The organism is Rubripirellula tenax, from assembly GCF_007860125.1.
Taxonomy (GTDB): Bacteria; Planctomycetota; Planctomycetia; order Pirellulales; family Pirellulaceae; genus Rubripirellula; species Rubripirellula tenax.
On the sequence record NZ_SJPW01000004.1, the window covers coordinates 230061 to 251804 of the forward strand.

Consider the following 21744-nt stretch of genomic DNA (forward strand, 5'->3'; position numbering starts at 1 on the left):
TATGAAAAAACACGGAACTGATTCGACCATTTGCCACGCGCTGACGGTCGATGTAGAGGACTATTTTCAGGTTTCGGGATTTGAAAACCGTGTGCTTCGGAAGCAATGGGATCAATACGAGAGCCGAGTCGAGGCAAATACCGATCGGCTACTTTCCTCGTTCGATCTACATGAAGTCAGAGGCACTTTTTTTGTCCTTGGTTGGGTGGCTGAGCGGTACCCGGCGCTGGTCAAACGCATTGCCAAGGCCGGTCACGAGATTGCTTCGCACGGCTATTGGCATCGTTTGGTGTATGACATTTCGGAAGAAGAGTTTGCGAGGGATCTGGTTGATTCCAAAGATGCGATCCATAACGCGTGCGGGGTTGAGACAACGGCCTATCGAGCACCGAGTTTTTCGATCGTCGAAAAATCACTTTGGGCGCTGGACATCCTAATTGAGCACGGCTTCACCCAAGACAGTAGTATCTTTCCGATCTCGGGGCACGATCGCTATGGCATAGCCGACGCCAAACGCGAGATCCATGTGATTGAGAGGCGCAGCGGATCAATTGAAGAGTTCCCGCCCTCCTTAGCTCATGTGATGGGCGTTAAGGTTCCCGTTGGCGGAGGGTATTTTCGATTGCTGCCGCAAGCCCTGACATCGATGGCAATCGCAAAGATCGAAAACGAACGCCGTCCAGCAATGTTTTACATTCACCCGTGGGAAGTTGATCCGCAGCAGCCTAGGGTTGATGACATTGGGCGAATGAACCGGTTTCGGCACTATGTCGGACTCGCATCTACGCAGTCAAAACTGAGCCGTTTGATTTCGAACCACAAATTCGGCACCGTTGCTGACTCGATCCGATCACACTGGGGCGATGGCCGTAAACCCCAGCTGGCACCAGATTCTAACACGGTGGCGGTTTAGGCTTTCAGCAACTTAGCCATCGTTTTCCGCTAGGTCGGCGGAAGGCAAGACATTTTAGAGAGTTCACCCGCATGGGGTTGCCTGCGCTTCGCGGTCACCCACGTGGACGAAGTCCGCGCAGTCAGATCCCTTTGGATGTCTCCCCGTCTACGCAGACCCGATGCAGAAAAATGGCTACAGCAAGATGCGTTCGTCAGGCGTGGAACCGGAAGAGTCACTGCAATTTTAGTTACAGGTTGTTGGTCAAGAATCGATCTGATACTTGATACTCAATATTTGATTGCCGGTGCAATGTCAACGCGATCGAACGCAAACATTAAATGAACGTCGCTAAAACAGTATTGAAGAATGTTGCGTCCAGCTGGATAGGCCTGGCGTGCCAGATTGTGGTCACGCTAATCCTTACTCCTTTTGTCATTGCCAAGCTTGGAACAGAAGCCTACGGCGTATGGCTTCTCATACAGAGCATGGTCGGGTATTACGGAATGCTCGACATGGGTTTGCGGGCGGGCCTGACCCAATCTATCACGCGTCGAATCGCGGCAGGCGACAACGATTCTGTACGTCGACACATTGCCGCTGCCATACCGCTTTTGCTTGGTTTTGGCATCGCGATCTTGGTGGTGGCTTTCGCCGTTGGAGTACTGCTTCCGTATGCCGTTGACATGACGGGCGACATAGCACACTTGGTGTTGCCGGTTGTGCTAGTTCAAGCGATTGGCGTTGCGATTAAGATGCCGATTGCACCCTACGGGTCAGTGCTCGTTGGCCTTCAACGTTACGACATTGCGAATGCGATCTCAGTGGCTACGCGTGTGGTTTTCGCCGTGTTGACCTGGCAAGCACTTAGCGCCGGAATGGGGCTTTTCGGACTAGCGATGATCCTGGCGATCACCGACTGCATTGATGCTGCAATTCGAGTCGCTGTGGCTCGGCGACTTTTGCCCGAGATCAAGCACTGTGGCGTGACGTTTGATCGAACCGAATTGAAGGAGATTGCGAGCGTAAGTGGATGGAATTTCATGATTGGAATCTGTCGACAGCTCATCTATTTCTCCGACGCAACTGTTGTCGCAGTTTTATTTAGTGCCAAAGCCGTGGCACCCTACGGCATCGCAGGCGCACTGGTCGAATATGGCACGAAAGTTGTCGTGACGGGCACGAAAGTACTTTTTCCATCAATGTCGCATCTTATTAAGAACGGCAGTAAGGAATCAATCGCCGAACTATACAGCACGTCGACCAGGATCGTTCTTGGGATTTCGCTGACCCTGTTGATTGTTGGCTCAACTTGGGTCAGCCCATTTCTGCATCTGTGGCTGGGCGACTCTGCGGATGCAAAGCAGTTATCTTCACAGGTTCCTGTGATCTATGTCGTTCTAAGCATCGCATTTACATTTGTTGGGCTTCAACGAGTTGGTACGCAACTGATGTTGGCGGAGGGCCTGCTCAAGCCTATCTCCATTTTTTTAACCGCCGAGGCAGCGATCAATTTGGTCGCAAGCGTGATTGCAGGAAAGTTAATGGGACCAGTCGGAATCGCTGCTGGGACGATGGTGGCTGCTTTTTTAACGGGGCTCTTTCTTCACTTTCCAGCGCACGCAAAGATACTCGGGCAAACGAAATGGAAGCTGTTGGCCGATATCGCATCCAGGCCGATCATCTATGGGATATTGCTAAGCGGTACCATGTTAGCGCTGCACAGCTTACTGGGGAACTCTGCGACTTGGCCGCAGTTATTCGTTGCGGGCAGTCTTTCGGCAATGATCTCGCTGCTTTTTTTTCCGATACTATTGTCGACTTCGCAGATCTTGCATTTGAAAGTCGCTGTGACCGCCAAAATACGGACGGTGATTCGCCGCGGCGATCAAAGCGCCGATCGATCCGATACCGCGACCAAACCATCGAATACGACATCAGTTTAACGTGCTGCGAGAAATAAAAAGGGAATACCGAGAGTGGCTGCGAGCCGTACTAAGAGGTTTGCCAGGTCGGACCGGTGAACGAGCGCGAAGGAAATTTTATGGGTTTGATGCCCCCAATACTTCGCGAGTACTTTCGAATGTTACGATCTATCACCCAGAAAACTTAAGGATCGGGAACCACTCGGCAATTTCGACCTATTGCCAACTCAATGCCAAATCGGGGATTGAGATTGGAAATGACGTACTCATTGGGCCAGGTTCGTTCATTTGGTCACAGAATCACAATTTTACAGACACGAAGACGCCGGTTCGACTCCAGGGCTACAGCGGTTCGCGTGTCGTCATTGGAGACGATGTCTGGATCGCTGCGCGATGCGTCATCCTACCGGGTGTCCATTTAGCGACCGGAACGATTGTGGCGGCCGGCGCGGTGGTCACGAAATCCACAAAACCTTACTCCATTGTGGCAGGCACGCCTGCGGTTCAAGTGGGCAGTCGCAAAGATTCGGATAGCAATGGCGGCGCGTCCGAACCGGGTGCTTCATCATGAGTTCGCTGAAGTACCGCCTGAAACGCAGGCTCAAGGCCATTCATCGCTATATCAGCAGCCCACACCTAGGACCGCAAGCTTTATCGGCTCACTTTGAAGAACTTGGACTGCGCCGGGGTGGAATCGTGTTGGTCCATTCATCGCTGTCGTCGCTCGGTTACGTCCCAGGTGGTGCCCACTCCGTCATCGAGGCCTTGATCAAATACCTCGGCAACGAAGGGACCCTGATGATGCCCGCTCATACCTGGATTGAGGTGAATCGGGGTAAGCGATCGTTTTCCCAGAACCAGGACCCAACCCATGTCGGCCACATCGCAGAAACGTTCCGTCGCTGGCCGGGCGTGGTCCGGAGTGCTCATCCGACCCACTCCGTCACCGCCCTGGGACCGCTTGCGAGCCAACTGACACATGGGCACCTAGAAGCGGAAAGCCCCTGCGGAGAAAACACGCCTTATGGTCGCATGATGGAAAACGACGGGCAAATCTTTCTGCTCGGCGTCGAATTGAAACGCAATACCTGCTTTCACTCTGTCGAAGCGATAGCAGACGTGCCGTACCTGCTTAAGCCGACGAAAGATGAATTTGATATCGAGCTAACGACTGGCGAGCTTAAGAAGAGTCTTGTGCGATGCCACCAGCGAGCGATCCCTAGCCGGTTCAACGCATTTAAAAATCCATTATCACAATCGGGATGCCTGCGGGAGGCGAAACTAGGGCATGGCAGTTCGATTGTCATTGACGCTTTACCCTTCCGCGACTTTATGCTGAAGGCATTAGAAATGGACCCCGATGTGCTGCTGGATCGCTCGTCAACAAGCTTTGGCACCCTAGTCGAATTGTGCACCGGAACGCCGAGTACAATGCGTCGCCCCAGCGAATCAAAGCACTCAAGTGGCTAGCAGCAACCTGGGCAACCCGAGCCGCATGCGACGACTCGGCACGACGACAACAAACTTACGATCATTGCAACTTGCGTTTGTGGCTAGCGACGACATTCACTACAGAAAACGACTTTGGCACATATCATGACCCTTAATCAAATCACACAGCGAGAGTCACTGAAGCTGAAATTCGAGGCCGAAGACGGACATGAAAACCCAACCGGTTATCGACGGTATCTCAGTCAACTCTTTGGCGATACAAACCTAAACGACAAACGGATTTTAGAAATCGGCAGCGGAAAAGGACTGATCAGCTTGCATTGCGGGCTTTCCGGCGCCAAGCACGTCATAAGTGTCGAACCAGAGATGGAGGGATCGACTTCGGGAGTCATTGCGATTCAGAACGAACGCATCAAGTTGCTTTCGCTCGAAAATGTGGAACTGCGCCAAGAAGACTTTAACTCGCTCGATATCGCTGAGGGCTCGGTTGATTTAATCGTGATGATTGCCGTGCTGAACCACCTTTACGAAACTCCGCAAAATGCGAGTCGCGACAAAGATGCATTTGACAAATACGTAGCCATTGCAGAGAAGTTGCATACTTTGCTTGACGAAGGCGGTGCCATCATTGCAACCGACGCTTGCCGATACTGCCTTTGGACTCAACTGCGCCGGATAGGCTGGCCGCGGAAATGGTGCCTGACCCAACGGACGATTGACTGGAGGATTCACCAACAACCTGCGGTTTGGGAAAAGATCTTTCGCGCTGCCGGGTTCTCTCGGTTTGAAGTCAAATACCCGGTTCCCAATCGTTTGCGACATTTGGAGCCTCTTATCAACAACCCAGTTGGAAACTTCGCCGTCATGGGTGAGTTTATCTTTTATGCCTACAAGTAACGCCTTTAAAACGCCAACGAAATGAGCCTTACTGGACTCCTTTGGATCTGCGTGTTCGTAGGCTTGTCGCTCGCCTCCGTGAAAAGGCCCGTCTATGCGGTCTTAGGTCACTTGATGGTCTTTTACGCCAGCCCCGTTTTTTGGTGGTTCGGCGGTGGTTTGTTGACTTCCTTGACCATGCGATGGAGCTTGGTTGCGGTTCTTGTGTTGGCCGTGGCAAACTTGTTGGGTTTTAAGAGCCGGCCGCGTCTTGATAAGCCGAGCCGTGTCTTCATGCAATTGCTGCTGTTGGTGTCGGTAAATGCGTTCTTCATTCACCATTTTTTTGCTGACTATCCACCGGAAAGCGCAAAGGTTTTTGACATCCTTTGGAAAGGGTGTTTGACGACGGCATTGTTCTATCTTTCGATTCGGAACCTGAAAGATCTTGAACTTGCCATCTTTGCAATGGTTTTGGGGTGCGGCTTTGTCGGTTATCAGATTGTTCTAAGCGGCCAGGGCTTCAGTGATGGCGGACGACTTGAAGGTATTCGGTTTGCCGGAGCGCAGGGCTCCAACGGAACGGCTGCCGTCCTTTCGGTTGGCCTTGTCTTGGCTGCCTACTTTGTCTTGACCATGAAAAACAAATGGTTCGGATTCATTTCGCTGGCCTTGGCACCGCTAATTCTTGAGTCGCTACTGCGTTGCAACAGTCGAGGCAGCTACCTTGGTTTGATCGCATCAGCGATCGCAATCGTCGTTTTTGCTCGCGGACCGGCTCGAAAACGCGCGGTCGGCTTATGCGCAATTGGTGTTGTTGCGGTGCTTGTGATGGCAAGCGATGCCAACATTTGGGCTCGATTCGAATCGATATTTGCGAGTGCCGAAGAACGTGATGGCTCTGCATCAGAACGACTCGATTACTGGCGTGCAGCCCTTAAGATGATCGCTGACTACCCACTAGGATCGGGAGGTGAAGCCGCGTTTACAAGCCCACGTGGTGTTGGCTATATCGCACACTTTCGAGAGGAATTCCGCTCCGTTCACAACGGTCCACTTGATATCGCCGCTGGCTGGGGAATCCAGGGACTCGTCTTCATGATGCTGATCATTGGCAAGGCGTGTTTGTTAGCCTGGCGAACACTTCATCAATGCATAAAAGACTTGAACGTTGATGATGCGTTGATCGGAACAGTCTTGATCTCGGCGATTGCGGGCCAAATGGTCTGTTCGCAGTTCACAAGCGTTTTAGACGGCGAGTGGTTCTTGTGGTTGGCTGCCTGCTGCTTTGCATATGCGCGATTGATGAAGGCTAGCCAATTGCCGGAAACTGATTTGCTGGGCGACGACGAGGAATTTGACGACGAGAACGAACCTAGTTTTCAATCAACGAATCCGTTGGGCGGTGAAAAACCACGCCCATCAGGCGGCTTTGATCCACATGACTCGGCGGCGGTGCGTTGAATAGTCCTTTGAAATCCGTATTGATTGTTGCGTTCAACTTTCCGCCGACGGTGTCGGCTGGCATCCATCGAACGCTTCGATTCACGCGTTTTCTACCGGAGTGTGGTTGGGAACCAACGGTTCTTACATCGAAACCAAGTCTGGAATCCCAGGTCGATCCGAAGTTGTTAGACCTAGTCCCGTCCGGTGTGACCGTTCATCAGGTAGAGATGATTCGGCCCGAGGATGTCTTCAAGGCCAGAGTGAAATCGGTACTGCGACCGGGCAGAAAGCGTGAAAATTTCGATTCCACCGCAGGCCCATTGGACGGCTCAAAGGCAACCGAGATCGTGCCAAAGTCCGACGCAAGCGATCCGCGGTACTTCAAGTCAGTCGTGTCGGGCATGCGACAAAAATCGAGTGAGCTACTTTTCGCAATTCCCGACAATCGTATTGCGTGGAAAAAAGACGCGGTCGATCGCGGGCTTCAAATCGTGCGAGAAAACAACTGTCGCTTAGTCTATGCGACTGCTCCGCCTTTCTCATCGCTGCTGGTCGGTAGGGAGATCGCCATGAGAGCAGGCCTTCCTTTGGTGATTGATTTTCGAGATCCGTGGACGCGCGTGCCCTGGGGGCCTCGCAACAAGTCCTGGCTTGCCAACCGTTGGGTTGCCCGATTGGAGAAAAAGTGTGTCACGGACGCTTCAGCAGTCGTACTGAATACACCCGAACTGGAAAACGATTTTGTCACGCACTATTCCCAACAACCTCGGGAGAAGTTTTCATCTATCCCAAACGGCTTCGACCCCGAAATTAAATTAAGAATCGATTCCTATACCGAGTCGCGTTCGAGTGCAGAAGAATCCGGCGCAACTGGTTCAACGGTACAGGAGAGCGGCGGAGCAATGCGACTGCTCCACCCAGGCAGTGTTTATCGCAACCGAGATCCAAGGCCAATCATAGATGCGATCGCAAAATTGCATCGTAGCGGACTATCGGTGTTCCTGGAGCAGATTGGATTTTGTGACGACAATTTCGACTTAAAGAACTACGCAATTGAAAAAGGCGTCGGAGATTTGGTTGAGGTGAAACCGGCGGTGCCGCACGATGAAATGCTCCGCCGCATGGCGAAAGTCGACGGATTCGTACTGTTGCAGCCTGGAACGGCGCTTCAAGTTCCTGGGAAGCTTTTTGAGATGCTGTTGTTTCGGAAACCGATCTTGGCGATCTGTGTTCCCGGAGCGGTTTCAAGCATTGTCCAACGCTACCAGATCGGCACGATTGCCGAAGCTGGAAATGTTGACCAAATCGCGAACGCGATCAGGCAAATTTCGAAAGGCAATTCATTGCCATCCCTTTGGGACGAGGCGCAAAAAAGGTTTGACGGGCAACAGTTGACAAAAGAAATGGCAAGCGTCTTTGATTGTGTAAGCAATGCCGCCGAGGGCCTAAGCGACCTATGAGTATTTCTTACCAGCAATTGTCAAAGCACATCAGTATCGACACCCAAGTTGGTCCCGTAAAATACTTGCACATCTTTCCTGAATACAATCGGGGAGGCGCAGAGATCCGCGTTTCGCGGACGATCAACGCAATGGGACCGGGACATGGGCACGCCGTCCTTTCGATCAGTGGACGGACAGATGCGGCCGACGTGCTTGACCCATCATGCAATGTTCGCGTCTTTCAAGGTCCGCCGAAGAAAGGCCCAATCCGATTTCCCATCGACCTTTGGAAGTGTGTTCGGGACATTAACCCAAGCGTGGTCCTGACTTACAACTGGGGCGCCACCGACGCGGTCTTAGCTGCGAAAATCGCTCGGTTCCGACCTGTGATTCATAACGAGTGCGGGCTTTCGGCGGACCTGGACGGCAAGGGCTGGCGAAGACAACTTGCGCGGCGAGTCCTGTTGCCCGGATGCTACCGCGTTGTCGTGACCTCGTTCACGCTCTACGACCTTGCCATACGCAAGTTTGGCGTGCCGAAGAACAAAATCGCTTTCATTAAAACCGGGGTCAACACGGAACGTTTTTCACCCGGCATGAACGATGAACTGAGGGAGAAAATCACACACGGCGATTGCCGGAGCGTCGTATTTGGGTACGTCGGATCACTAAGGCCAAGCAAGAACGTGCCAATGCTTTTGCGTGCTTTCGCTGCGGCGAAGCCTTCGATGGAATGTCCCGCGGTTCTTGCCTTGTTCGGTGACGGTCCCGAACGTGAGCGTTTGACCGACCTAGCCCGCGACCTTGGGATATTGGAATCGCTGTATTTCCATGGCTACATCGACAATCCGGAATGTGCTTTCAACGCGATCGATGTAAATGTTACCGCGTCGATGTCGGAAGCGGCCTCCAATTCCCTGCTCGAGGCAATGGCCTCGGGGCTTCCGGTAGTGTCGACTGACATCGCTGACAATAAGCGAATGCTAAGCGATGAAAATCGTCCCTTTGTGTACGCACATGACGATCACGCGGGCTACACGTCCGCGCTTAAGACACTGGCCAATGATTTGCAAATGCGGAATCATTTGGGGGAAGCCAATCGTTCCCATGTTTGCCAAGAGTACCCCGTGGACCGCATGTACCGCGAATACGCGAACCTCTGGTCCCAGGCCGCCGAATTCGCCATGACTCGACCAGGCCGTTAGTCGCTGATCGTTCTCTCTTTTAACTTTTCCTACATTCACTAAACAATCATGTTCTTGCTAAAGCAGTCCACGCATCGGATGCTGATCCAACACGATCCGGACATCGGCCATCGATTCGTTCCCAATCAAAATGCACGGCTGACGAACGAGGCCGGTGGCTATTTTGTCAAGACAAACTCAACCGGTTTTCGTTCGGACGTTGAGTTTGCCAAGCCGAAGTCGGATCGGCCGCGAATCTTAATGTTTGGTGATTCTTATACCGCGGGTGACAACGTATCGAATTGCGATCGCTATTCCGATCAATTGGCAAAGCTTCACGGATGCGAGGTCTACAATTTTGGAATTTCCGGAAGCGGAACGGACCAGCACCTTTTGGCATTTCGCAAGTTTGCCAAAGATATTGAAGCCGACGCGATTGTCATTTGTGTGCAGATCGACAGCTTTCACCGAATTCAAACATCGCATCGTCCTTCGGTAGACCGAATCACGGGGCAACGCGTTCGAGTGCCCAAGCCCTACTTCGAACTCAATGAAGGCAAGTTGGAACTATGCCAAGTGCCCGTTCCGACCGATCGACCCAAAGACGACACTGGCTCACAAGCGGCTTCTAGCAAACGAGACGACGATCTTATCAACAAAGTCCACGACTTGTATTCGATGGTGCCGGGACTGAAGGAACTGCGGAACTCGTCATTGCTTTCGGACGCGGGATCGCGTTTGATCACCGAGTTCAAAAGGATACGAGGTCACCACCCTTATCCCGATATCCTTTCCGATCAAACGGCCGGGTGGAGATTGATGGAAGCTATCCTTCGTCAATTCATCGCAGAAGTCCAACCATTGCCGGTTGTCATTTTCCCGATTCCGACGCGCGACTTTTATCTTGTCGGAATGGAACCGGTGTACCAGACACTGTTCGAGAAACTCGATTCGCCTGAACACAACGTTCACGTCGGCGATGTTTCGACAGAGTTAGGGAAACTCCCTTACCAGGAACGCTTGAAACTGAGCTTCGAACAGGGTGGCCACTTCACACCCTATGCGAACAACTTAGTCGCGAAAAAAATGGATTCGTTTTTGACCAAGCGGAATATCGCCATCGTTGCGGATGCTGCGAAGGATCAGACGCAGGCGTCCGACTCTTCACCGGTTTTGCCGGATCGAACGACGTCCAATCAGGGTGAATATATCCTGGGCGTGTCGTGCTTCTATCACAATTCGGCGGCGACGCTGTTAAAAAACGGCGAGATCGTTGCGGCGGCTGAAGAAGAACGATTCAGTCGCGTCAAGAACGATCGACGGTTCCCCGTGAACGCAATCAACTTCTGTCTAGAACAGGCTGGCATCAACCAGGACCAAGTTTCGGCGGTATCATTTTATGACGATTCGGCGTTGACGTTTGAACGAATCATGCACAGCCTGATGGCGATCGACGTTGAGTCGGCGCGGAAAATGTGGGCGACGATTGTCCCTGACTGGGCGCGATCCAAACTTCATCTTCCGAAACTGGTCCGTGACGCGATGTGCTTTGAAGGGCCGGTGCTGCAGGGCAACCACCACCGTTCGCACGCGGCAAGCTGCTTCTTTCCGTCGCCGTTCGAATCTGCAGCCGTGATCACGATTGACGGTGTGGGCGAATGGGCAACCGCATCCATCGCACACGGTCAAGGCAACTCGATCAAGATGTTGCGCGAGATGACGTTTCCGAATTCACTTGGCTTGCTGTATTCGGCGTTCACGCACTTCACCGGGTTCAAGGTCAATTCGGGTGAGTACAAGATGATGGGCCTGGCTCCCTATGGCCGTCCGATCTACACGCAATTGATTTTAGACAACATCGTTGACTTGAAAGAGGACGGATCAATTGAGTTGAACATGGAATATTTCGCGTTTCTTAGCGATGTTAGCACGACATCGAAGAAATTTGACGAACTATTCGGAGGCCCTCGACGGGATCCCGAGAGTCGGATTACCCGTCGCGAGATGGATCTGGCGCGATCGATTCAAGAAGTGACCGAGATGGCGATGATTCGCATGGCTCGGCACGCACGCGAACTGACCGGCGAGTCTCGTCTCTGCTTGGCCGGCGGAGTGGCGCTAAACTGCGTCGCCAATGGAAAGCTGCTAAAGGAAGGCGTGTTCGACGAAATTTGGATCCAACCGGCTGCGGGGGATTCAGGATGCGCGCTGGGTGTTGCGCTGGATACTTGGCATACCTATTACGGGCAACCTCGAAAAGAACGCAGCGAATTGTCGGATCAAGGCGGTTCGTATTTGGGCCCAGGTTTTTCCGGCGACGAAGTCAAGGCTTACTTGGACACGCACGGCTTCCCCTATCGCGAACGGACCGGCGACGATCGGAACCAGTTTCTCGCCAAACAGTTGGCCGATGGCAAGGTCGTTGGGCATTTTTCGGGCCGACTAGAATTTGGTCCAAGGTCACTGGGGGCTCGCTCGATTCTTGGCGATGTTCGCAATACCGAGATGCAGACGACGCTGAACCTGCGGATCAAGTATCGCGAGTCTTTTCGTCCATTTGCGCCGGCAGTGTTGCACGAGCGCGTGTCGGACTACTTTGATCTTGACCGCGAAAGTCCATACATGCTGCTGGTCGCACCAGTGAAGGAAAGTCGCCGAATTGCGATCGAGCTAAAGGACGAAGACGTCGACCAGGATTTATTGCCGATTGTCCGTCAGTTGCGATCGGATATTCCCGCCGTTACGCACGTCGACTACTCGGCTCGCATCCAATCGGTGCGACGCGAACACCATCAAGCCTTTTACGATCTGATCAAACAGTTTGAAAAAGACACCGGCTTCGGCGTGCTGGTTAACACTTCATTCAACGTTCGAGGCGAACCGATCGTGTGTACGCCCCAGGACGCTTACCGATGCTTCATGCGAACCGAGATGGATATCCTGGCTCTGGACGACTGCATCTTGGTGAAGGGCGAACAGCCTGAGTGGCCCGAGGGCAAAGGCGAAGGACTTGAGAATGAAGACGTCTATGCTGTGCCTCAGGCCAAGCCGACGGATCCATATCACGAACAGATCGCCAAATTGTTCGAATCATCGTTCTGGCCCGAAGCAACGAAAGCGAAAAGCCAGGGCATGGCGATGGTGTCGGTGGACACGCCGCCCAAACGAGCGAGCACCTGGTCGGATACATCGACAACAGACACAGCTCGTGAAGAGTTTGAATTCGCGTCGGCACTGACGAATCCAGACGCCAACGCGTCGCTGGTCGCCGCCGCGGTTGTGTCACGATGGCGAGATCAAAAAGTGGGGCGATTGCTTGAACCGACCGTCGCAAAAATCTTGCAGGTCGCATCGAAGCATCCGGTCGACGAAGACCAAGCGGCGGAAATTTCAGAGTCCGTCTACGTGATGTTCTAACATCCGCATGCGAGACTCGCATCTCGAACGGAAAAAACTCCGTAGCGTCTCCCATTCAACATGCTATTCAATTCATACGAATTCATCTTCTTGCTTTTGCCGATTGCTTTTCTGGGCAATCGGTTGCTGGCAGGGCGGTACAATGCTCGAGTCATCTGGCTGCTGGCGTGTTCTCTGTTCTTTTACGCATGGTGGAATCCGATCTACCTGCCACTGCTGTTGGCGACCGTTGGTTTCAACTACACCGTTGGCAAAAAACTTTGCGTTAGCCGAAACAAACAGTTGCTGGTGCTTGGGGTCGCCGCAAATCTTTGTTTGATTGGCTATTTTAAGTACGCGAATTTTTTCGTTCAAAGCGTGACCAGCCTTGGTGGCGGCGAATTCACTTTGGGGCAAATCGCTTTGCCTCTGGCCATTTCATTTTTCACCTTTCAACAGATTGCGTATCTGGTCGATTGCTATTCGGGGGTTTCAACGGGTTATCGCCCGATGGAATATGCGTTGTTCGTCAGTTTCTTTCCGCAACTGATCGCCGGCCCCATTGTTCATCACGCGGAAATGATGCCACAGATTCGCGTTCCATCGCGTCGGATTCGCGAAGACCTGTCGGTGGGACTCACCATCTTCTCGATTGGGCTGTTCAAGAAGGCGGTGCTTGCCGACGGGATCGCTCCTTACGCCAACTCGCTCTTTGACAACGAATCTGCTTGGCACTCCGTTACGTTCTTTCATGCTTGGATTGGCTGCCTCGCGTATGGGCTGCAGATCTACTTTGACTTTTCGGGCTACTCGGACATGGCCATCGGTGCGGCAAGAATCTTTGGGATCAAGTTGCCGCTAAACTTCTTCGCACCTTATCGATCCGAGACGATCAGCGATTTCTGGCGACGATGGCATATGACGCTTTCACATTTTCTTCGCGACTATTTGTACTTTCCGCTGGGCGGGAATCGGAAAGGCACGCTCAATAGATACCGAAACCTGATGATCACGATGCTGTTGGGTGGGCTGTGGCATGGTGCCGGATGGACGTTTGTCTTGTGGGGGCTCTTGCACGGCGGCTTTCTTGTTGTGCAACACGGCTGGAGCCACATGACACGCGGCATCATTGGGTGGAAGGGACGCCCGCCGTATCGGATGGCCGCTTGCGCAGTCACGTTCGTCGCGGTCCATTTCGCTTGGGTCTACTTTCGCGCGGGCTCACTGGACTCTGCAAACGAAGTGGCCCGAGGAATGGTGGGCATGAACGGAGCTGCAATTCCGGACGCCATTTTCAACCGGCTAGGTCCCTTGGAGACGCCGCTGGGCATCTTGGGCATCGGTGAAGACACCGCAAGCGGTTCATTGTTTGTTGCTGCGATCACTTGGATCACCGCACTTTTGACAATCGTATGGACGATGCCAACGACCCAACAATTTATGATCCAGCACGAACCCGCGTGGGAGTACGCTAACGTCGAACACATGCAGACGCTTCCAAGCCCAGGTGTCGGCTGGCAAGTGCCCCTGACATGGAAGCCAACGTTAGGGTGGTCGATCGTGATCAGCTTGATTTCTGTGGCTGGAGTTCTGTCGCTCGCCGAATTGTCTGAGTTTCTCTACTTTCAGTTTTAGGAAACCATGCAATCGCAAGATGAAACAGCCGTGACCGCCCGAACGAATGCCGATCGTCACCCGTCCTATTCGAAATACCTCGGGCAATGGCTGTTGGTGGCTCCTCTGCTGCTTAGTATGGTCGTTGCGTTCAACGTGTCGGTCGATCCGTACATTCGATTCGCCACTTCGCGAGTTGAAGGGTGGAACGCAAAAAAGCCGAAAGCGATACGGCAAGTTCGCATGACGAAGGCGTACGGAGTCGCCCGCGGCAACTTCAAAATGCTGCTACTCGGAAATTCGCGCGTCGATATTGGATTCGATCCAAGCAGCAGCGCGATGCCGAGCCGCTTCCGACCTGCGTACAACCTTGGGCAACCCGGTGGCGGCACCGAACTTGCAACGCAATATCTTCAGCACGCCCTTGTGACTCAAACGCCAGACGCGGTCCTTCTAGGCGTCGACTTTCTCAACTTTCTTCGCAAGCCCGAACACTTGATCGACGCGTCAATCGATCCTACCGAAAATGAGCCTAGCTCTGCCCCGGATAGTCGACTGCTTTCTCGGCAAGGTGGCCCTACGCCGCTTGCAGCACTGAAGTCGCGTGCAAGTGACATGGTCGCGTCGACGGCCTCTTTGACAGCCCTTAAAGACTCGATGATTACGGTCGCCGAACAACGTTCACCATTCACGGCCGACATGTCCGACGAGGGCTTCAATTCGGGGATCGCTTTTCGTCAGCTGATTCGCGACGAAGGGCAAGCGGCGCTGTTTCGACAAAAGAACATCGAGTATGCCCAAAAATGCCTGACGCGTGTTGCGCCTGCAATGGATCGGTCAACTGAACTACTTGCCGTGGAAGCGGTCTTGGAAGCCTGCCAGAGTGATGACATACACATCGACGTATTCATCCATCCTTACCACGCCGATATTCTCGAAATCTTTGACGAGGCAGGACGATGGGATGATTTCGAGCGATGGAAGTCGTCGTTGACCGATCTGTGCAATCGATACGATGTGTCGCTCTGGGATTTCTCCAGCTACAACAGCTACACCACAGAGCAGACACCGACACCAAAGGACAAAAAAACCGTCATGAAATGGTATTGGGAGTCCGGCCATTACCGCTGCGAACTTGGTGACCAAATTCTTTCGACGATCTATTCGAACTCGAGTGTTGCGGCAAGACCAGTTGCGAAACGTCCGTTTGCTAAACGGCTGACACCACAAGTGTTCGAAGACTGGATAGAAGCCATACGGCAGGGCCAACAAGCCTACGCTCAACAATTTGCGTCTTCATCGCAGCGAGCGCGTGGCCTTGTTCAGAACCTCACAGCGAAAGCAGACACATCGCCGTGAACGTCCTTAGCGTATGCACGAATCTGCCAACCCAACGATCGCCCTTACATGGACTTTTTGTTCGCCGTCGGTTGGAAGAACTTGCCAAGCTGCTGCCCGTTCGCGCGTTGGCTCCACAACCGTGGTTTCCCCTCGTTCGCCCTCGCCGGATCGACCCAGCGATCAGCACCGCGAATTTAACGGTGGACGCAGCCAGCATGCTCTACTTTCCAGGCGTTGCCAAAGGACTTGACGGCTTTTGGCTTGATCGGTGCGTCGATCGATGGCTCGACGAGATGGATCCAGATGTCGTGGGCGACGCCATTCTGGACGCTCACTTCGGTTACCCCGAGGGCGTTGGCTGCTGGCGAGTCGCCAAGCGCCGCGGCATGCCGATCTTCATCACCATCCGTGGACTTGAAGTCGACCTCTTCGGACGGTCATCGCGTGGCGACCAATTGCTGCAAGCGCTTTGTGAAGCGACCGGGGTCATTGCCGTAAGCCATTCTCTCAAGAAGGTCGCCGTCTCGGCTGGAGTTCCCGCCGATCAAATCACAGTCATACCCAACGGAGTCGATACGGCGACGTACAGCATGGGCGATCAAACGACAGCACGGCGCCAAGTCGGGTACGAAAGCCCAAAAAAGTTAATTGTGTCGGTGGGCAACCTGAAGCCCGTCAAAGGACACGATGTCTTGATCCGCGCCGTTGCCAGAATCAAAAACGACGTCGACTTCCAATTGGTCTGCATTGGAGGAGGCGTCCAATCAACGTGGGGAAAAAGCTTGCAGAACTTAGTTTCCGAATTGGGCGTTCAAGACCACGTTCGCTTCATCGGCAGCAAACCACCCCATGAAGTAGCCGATTGGCTACGAGCCGCCGATCTTTTCGCCTTGGCAAGCCATCGCGAAGGATGCTGCAATGCAGTCCTCGAAGCGTTGTCCACCGGTCTACCGGTTGTCGCAACGGATGCGGGGGATAATGCTGAGTACATAAAGGACTCGAACATGGGCTGTGTCGTTCCAACGAAAAGCCCCGCCGATCTTGGCAAGGCGATTGTCGAGTCTTTGAGTAACCAATACGACAAAGCGTCAATCGCAAACGCAATGGTCGATACGACGTGGTCAAGCGTTGCCGGCAAAATAGTTGGGCTGCTGAACCAGTTACCGAATCGTCGCCCGATCGCCTCAGTTCCCGAGAATGCAGATTGCGTACCATGAAAATTTTGTACCACCACCGAACTCGCGGTGACGGCGCGGAAGGGGTACACATTTCCGAAATCGTATCGGCATTGAAAGGTCTAGGACATGACGTTGAGATCGTATGCCCCAGATCCGCTGCCCGGTCCCCTGGCCTCGCATCAACCGGTACCGGCAGCAACCGTAGTGCGCTGCAACCCTTGAAAACGCTTGCCAAACAAGCAGGTGAGATCGCGTACAATATCGTGTCATTCTTCCGTGTAAGGAATGGAGTACGCAAGCATAAACCCGACTTTATCTACGAACGATATTCTTCGCTGAACTTTGGTGGTATCGCTGCTGCAAAGCGTATGGGCGTGCCCGTCATTCTCGAAGTCAACGCAACCTTCGCAGGCAAATTTGGCAGTCGACATCCAGTTTGCTTTCCTGGCATTCTCGAAAAAACGGAACGCTACTGCCTCGAACAGGCCGATGGAATCGTTGCCGTTTCACACGCACTACGATCGTGTATCTGCGAACGAAACGTCGCCCCCGAGCGAATAATTGTTTCGCCCAATGCTGTTAATCCGAAACGCGTGCTCGAAGTCGACCGAAAAACTGCCCGTAAGTCGAAACGAAATCAGCTAAACATTCGTGATGACGAAATTGTGGTTGGTTTCGTCGGCTCATTGCGTCAGTGGCATGGGATTGATTTTTTCGCCGATACTATGGTCGATATTCTAAGTAAAAACGAGCGTGTGATGTTCTTGATCGTCGGAAGGGGCGAATATGAGGACGAGTTGCGGCAGCGGATAGCCAGCGGAGGCATCCAGAGCAGAGTAAAACTACTGGGCGCGGTTCCGCACAGCGAGGTCTATCCAATTGTGGCGGCGATGGACATTGGTGTGATGCCGGACTCCAACGAGTTCGGGTCCCCAATGAAGATCCTCGAATATATGGGAATGGGTTGCGTTCCCGTCGGACCTCGTCTCGGGCCGATCGAAGAGATAATAGAAGAGGGAGTGACCGGAAAACTATTTGACCGTCGAAACAAGATTTCGCTGATAAATGTGATCGTCGACCTGTCACAGAATAACGAACAGCGCCATCAAATCGCGTCGAATGCTGCGGAGTATGTGGTTCGCTTTCGAACGTGGGAAATAAATGCTCAGCAGATCATTAGCTTGCATGAGCAAATTTTGGAACGACCAATTTCGAAACGGATCTAATGGACATGACTGGCAGGGGCGGTCTCTGCGCTGCAACTACAAAAACGTAAGGATTCGAAACGAAGTCCGGTGCCATGGTGGTACCTTACGTCGAACGAATCATTCAGAGATGAAGTCCAAGTTATGGAAAAAGTAGACGTACCCAGTTTCGATCAACGGCGGATACTGGTCGCGCGAGACACCGGTGAGACATTCGTTCGTGACGGAAGGGCGATACCGAAGCCGACTGGGCCTGCACGTGAAACGATTGATCGCGATGCCCTAGCCACTTTGCTTCATTCTGGAACCGTCTTTCCACCTTCTACCATCTTTACCCAGTACTGCTCTATAGGCATGGGGGGATCGCTTCAACTTGAAGACGGGAAGCCTAGCTATGAAAGTTCCGAAAACCTATTCGTAGGCGAATCGTCATTACCTCCGCCAGGCTTCGATTGCATTTCCGAGCTAGCGGGATCCATGGGGACCAGCGACATTGAATTTGATCGAGCAACCTTGCTGTTAAGCGAAGGGAAAGATTCGACTGGAATCGCGTTGGCAATCGCTGAACTAGGAAAAAAAGTCGACTGCATGACGTTCGCCAACTCGGACACGAATATTGACTATGTCGAGTCCTTGGCCAATCGTCTTGGATTTCGTTTGACCGTCGTGCGGTACAGTGACATGCGGATTTCAGATGATTCGCTAGACCGCTTGGGGAATGTCTTTGAGCCGACGTTGGACCAAGCGTTTCTGTCGTACTTGCTATTGCCAATGGCATCACTTCACGGACGAACGATCCTGGATGGCATGGGCAACGATATTTACATGGGGCACCTACCGTCGAAGCAGCAGCGGCAGGCTACGGCGGTATGTCACGCACTTACAAAATGGATGCCGAGTTCGCTGCGAAACCGCTTGCGTGACATGCGGTGCACCGACCATCCTTCGACCGGCGTTCCGTTTCGAAGCTTTACGGAATGCCAGGGATTCTTTAACGGGTTCAGCCAATCGCTTATTGAATCAAGCACTTGCGGAAAAATAGAGAAGCTTTGCGACGTTGATAAAAACTGGAACTCGATGGGTTTCGAGCAGGCAAGAGCGTTGTCACGCGGTCGATTTTTGGACAACTATAGCTATAGCGGAAAGTCGGTCGCTTTAGCCGAAATGATTCAAGGACGCGTCGTATTTCCATGGTGCGACCAGTCGTTGGCAAATCGGTTTTCGACGATCAAAAATGAGGCTCGTTTCCAATGGCCTTCCGTCAACAAGCTGCTGCTTCGAGAAGCGATATCAAAGCGAATGGATTACGAACAGCCGAAGGTCGGGTTCCGCGCGCCCGTCGCCAGAATCTTGAGCGAAAATAGAAAACTTTTGGAATATGTCATCGATCATTCCGAGACGCTCGGACCGAGAATGAAGCCGTTCTTGCTGGGGCTTGCGCCGCACAGCCCCAGATTGGCTTGCGGATTTCTCTACGCCCTTTGGGAACACTCCCTAAAACCGCACAGCGAGGGACGAGGCAATGCTCTTCACTGACAAGCAGACACATCCTGTTGCCACAATGCGATGTGCGACATTCTTAACACGGGTAACGAAATGAGAATGCCGACTCGAGTACTGATCGTGCTTTTCACTTTGTCGATTTGTGGTGGATGGCTTTTTAAAAGCGGTTCAACTTTCACAGTTCTAGGGCAGATTCATGGACTTTTTGCGACCGGCGATGGACGGACGGAGGCCAACGCAAAACCTTTGGCGAACCTGCGACGCTTGAGCGATGCTGGGTGGTCCATTCCGAATCCAACGGAATGGTGGCTCAAGCGGCCTGATTCCATTCAGCTCAAACAGGCAATCATTGCCCCGGCGCTCAACAACGATTCGGGCATTTGCATCAAGCGATTTTGGATCCCACGAAACCTAGAATTTGGGAACTACGACCCCAAGCTACTGAAGTCAGTGATTTCAGATTCGAGCTTCAACAAGTCCACCATCGCTCGCCTAGCGCTCAGATCCCATTTTGAGCGCGAAGTGAACCGCGACTACGTCGCGAGCAGCAGGGCGATGTCGGATGCCAAACTAGTGTTCAACCGCCAGATCGATGAAAAGCTGGCGAGCGGGCGAGGCTTTTCTGGTTTTGTCGCCGCCTCCGTTGGCACGCGTGATGAGTTGACCGCAGTCCTGGGGCTAGATTGGATTCAGTGGAGCGATGAAGCCGAATTTGAAGATGCTTTTGCCAAAGTAAAGGCCCTGATCGAACTCAATATATTGACGTGCGAAAAGGGTGGAAGGAATTGGCGTTTTGACGGCACGAGTCCAGGCGAAGGTCATTGGAACGCGAGCAGTTTTTCAACAAACGCCTATTACCTTGAACAGTTCCTCGCCATTGGGGTGTTTGGCGTCAATCCAGATGGAGAATCACATCGCTGGGCCGACCAGGCGATTGATCGAATCGGCATCGACCCCACGAACGATCGCAGCGCCGTATACTCGACCTTCGATGCAGCAAATGCACTCAACTTACTCTCGCTTGGCAATGGTGGAGGACGCGAATGGGGCGCGCATGATTCGAGCACGTCCCTCGGTGGTTATGAAACGAGCCTTGCCTTCGCAGCAACCGTTCAACTTCGGATGTTTGATACGGCAACCGATTCGAAATGGAACTTGGTCGGGAAAAGCCTTTATTTGAACAGTCGTTTTATCGGCCTTTGTGCTCACGAAGATTTGTTTGTGGAACACACTGGCTTTCATCCCGATGCTGCGGGTATGGTTGAAACATGGGCACGCATGTTCCGTGGCCAAGTCGCTGGTGGACGATATTCTTGGTTGACGCAGCGTTCACCGAACCACACGTCGACCAAGTTGTCTTTGTTTCAGGCGCTCGCCGGGCCGCAGGCGATTCCGCAGGCACCGCCGAGCGAACCGTTTGCCGATCGAGTTGGTTCGCGATGGTATTACTTGGCAGACCAATCACGACCGGACAACACGTTTCGAACATGCGTCCACCTAAGATCGCTTGATTGCCATCGAGAAATTGGGGATGAGCGTGTTTTAAGATTCGCCGTTGGGAAAGTGGGGCTCGTCGAGGGGCACGCGAATCGAAGTGCACCTAACGGGGCCTTGTCCAACGGCATTTGGGTCGGCCGAAAGGCTCCGTCGGGTAATCCGCTCTTTGCTTCGAACGGCTGGTGGAGTCAGGGGATGTCTCAGGAGATTTACCACAGCCCCAATCGTGCGAGTATGCCGATGCCTGTGGCAAGCGAGGCAAGGTACTTGAAAGGGAAGCAACCCAAACCCGTGTTGGTAGACGGTAAGTACTCCTGGACTCAGGACTGGTCGGAGTGGAGCGGCACCTATGACGGCAAGCAGTTGACAGCGGACCGTCGTTGGACGAGAGCGGTATCTAGTTTCGAGCTTGATACCGTTGCGGAACAACTGCAAGTCACTGACACCCTCGACATCAACCTAACGGACGATCTTTACCTCGGCTGGCACTTCTCACCCTCGCACCCGCCTAAGCTATTGTCGAACGGGTTCGAATTTGGCGATGGCATTGATCTGATCCGCGTCACAGTCGAACCGCTTGGGGATTTCAAACTCAAGACACGCGTACGCACTAAGTTGGATGGCTTTGATCTAGGAAACTACAAGCTAGACCTGGACTGGCATAACACCGGCAACGGCGGAAAGCTCGATCGGATCGCTGCGAACGTCAGCTTTGTCCCGACGGCTCGAAGTACGGACGGGACCTACAACGTACGTGTAACCATACAAGCGAATCCTTAAACGTCGAATTATG

General features: G+C 53.0%; 15 protein-coding genes. All 15 read left to right on the plus strand.

Annotated features, from left to right (window positions below):
- Window position 1: 1 nt before the first annotated feature.
- On the plus strand, window positions 2-913 hold the full coding sequence (locus Poly51_RS15400; RefSeq protein ID WP_146458698.1) for an XrtA system polysaccharide deacetylase: 912 nt from the start codon (window positions 2-4) through the stop codon (window positions 911-913).
- Between the two features lie 320 nt (window positions 914-1233).
- A complete protein-coding gene (locus Poly51_RS15405) occupies window positions 1234-2838 on the plus strand; it encodes a lipopolysaccharide biosynthesis protein (RefSeq protein ID WP_146458699.1) in 1605 nt (534 codons plus the stop codon).
- Window position 2839: 1 nt separating this feature from the next.
- Window positions 2840-3388 (plus strand): acyltransferase, encoded by a 549-nt coding sequence (locus Poly51_RS31810; protein ID WP_186775582.1) that lies wholly within the window; start codon window positions 2840-2842, stop codon window positions 3386-3388.
- Window positions 3385-4287: an AAC(3) family N-acetyltransferase gene (locus Poly51_RS15415; protein WP_146458700.1), complete on the plus strand. Its 903-nt coding sequence runs from the start codon at window positions 3385-3387 to the stop codon at window positions 4285-4287. Before Poly51_RS31810 ends, Poly51_RS15415 begins: the two co-directional genes overlap by 4 nt.
- 126 nt (window positions 4288-4413) lie before the next feature.
- Complete coding sequence (locus Poly51_RS15420) at window positions 4414-5166, plus strand: class I SAM-dependent methyltransferase (protein WP_146458701.1); 753 nt, start codon at window positions 4414-4416, stop codon at window positions 5164-5166.
- A 21-nt stretch (window positions 5167-5187) separates the two neighbouring features.
- The gene (locus Poly51_RS15425) at window positions 5188-6609 is read left to right on the plus strand and encodes an O-antigen ligase family protein (protein ID WP_146458702.1); all 1422 of its coding nucleotides are present in this window, start codon (window positions 5188-5190) and stop codon (window positions 6607-6609) included.
- An 8-nt stretch (window positions 6610-6617) separates the two neighbouring features.
- Window positions 6618-8051 (plus strand): glycosyltransferase, encoded by a 1434-nt coding sequence (locus tag Poly51_RS15430; protein ID WP_186775583.1) that lies wholly within the window; start codon window positions 6618-6620, stop codon window positions 8049-8051.
- Window positions 8048-9238, plus strand: coding sequence for a glycosyltransferase (locus Poly51_RS15435; RefSeq protein WP_146458704.1), 1191 nt, complete (start codon window positions 8048-8050; stop codon window positions 9236-9238). The genes Poly51_RS15430 and Poly51_RS15435 overlap by 4 nt, the downstream gene beginning before the upstream one ends.
- Window positions 9239-9286: 48 nt before the next feature.
- Entirely contained in the window at window positions 9287-12634 is a 3348-nt protein-coding gene (locus tag Poly51_RS15440; RefSeq protein WP_246114532.1) for a carbamoyltransferase N-terminal domain-containing protein, read from the plus strand.
- A 60-nt stretch (window positions 12635-12694) separates the two neighbouring features.
- Window positions 12695-14248: an MBOAT family O-acyltransferase gene (locus tag Poly51_RS15445; RefSeq protein ID WP_146458705.1), complete on the plus strand. Its 1554-nt coding sequence runs from the start codon at window positions 12695-12697 to the stop codon at window positions 14246-14248.
- A gap of 6 nt (window positions 14249-14254) precedes the next feature.
- The gene (locus Poly51_RS15450; RefSeq protein ID WP_146458706.1) at window positions 14255-15586 is read left to right on the plus strand and encodes a hypothetical protein; all 1332 of its coding nucleotides are present in this window, start codon (window positions 14255-14257) and stop codon (window positions 15584-15586) included.
- Window positions 15583-16785 carry a glycosyltransferase gene (locus Poly51_RS15455; protein ID WP_146458707.1) on the plus strand — a complete coding sequence of 401 codons (1203 nt, stop codon included), beginning with the start codon at window positions 15583-15585 and terminating at the stop codon, window positions 16783-16785. The genes Poly51_RS15450 and Poly51_RS15455 overlap by 4 nt, the downstream gene beginning before the upstream one ends.
- A complete protein-coding gene (locus Poly51_RS15460; RefSeq protein ID WP_146458708.1) occupies window positions 16782-17972 on the plus strand; it encodes a glycosyltransferase family 4 protein in 1191 nt (396 codons plus the stop codon). The genes Poly51_RS15455 and Poly51_RS15460 overlap by 4 nt, the downstream gene beginning before the upstream one ends.
- 456 nt (window positions 17973-18428) lie before the next feature.
- On the plus strand, window positions 18429-19487 hold the full coding sequence (locus tag Poly51_RS15465) for a hypothetical protein (protein ID WP_146458709.1): 1059 nt from the start codon (window positions 18429-18431) through the stop codon (window positions 19485-19487).
- A 60-nt stretch (window positions 19488-19547) separates the two neighbouring features.
- Entirely contained in the window at window positions 19548-21731 is a 2184-nt protein-coding gene (locus Poly51_RS15470) for a hypothetical protein (RefSeq protein WP_146458710.1), read from the plus strand.
- Window positions 21732-21744: the final 13 nt, after the last annotated feature.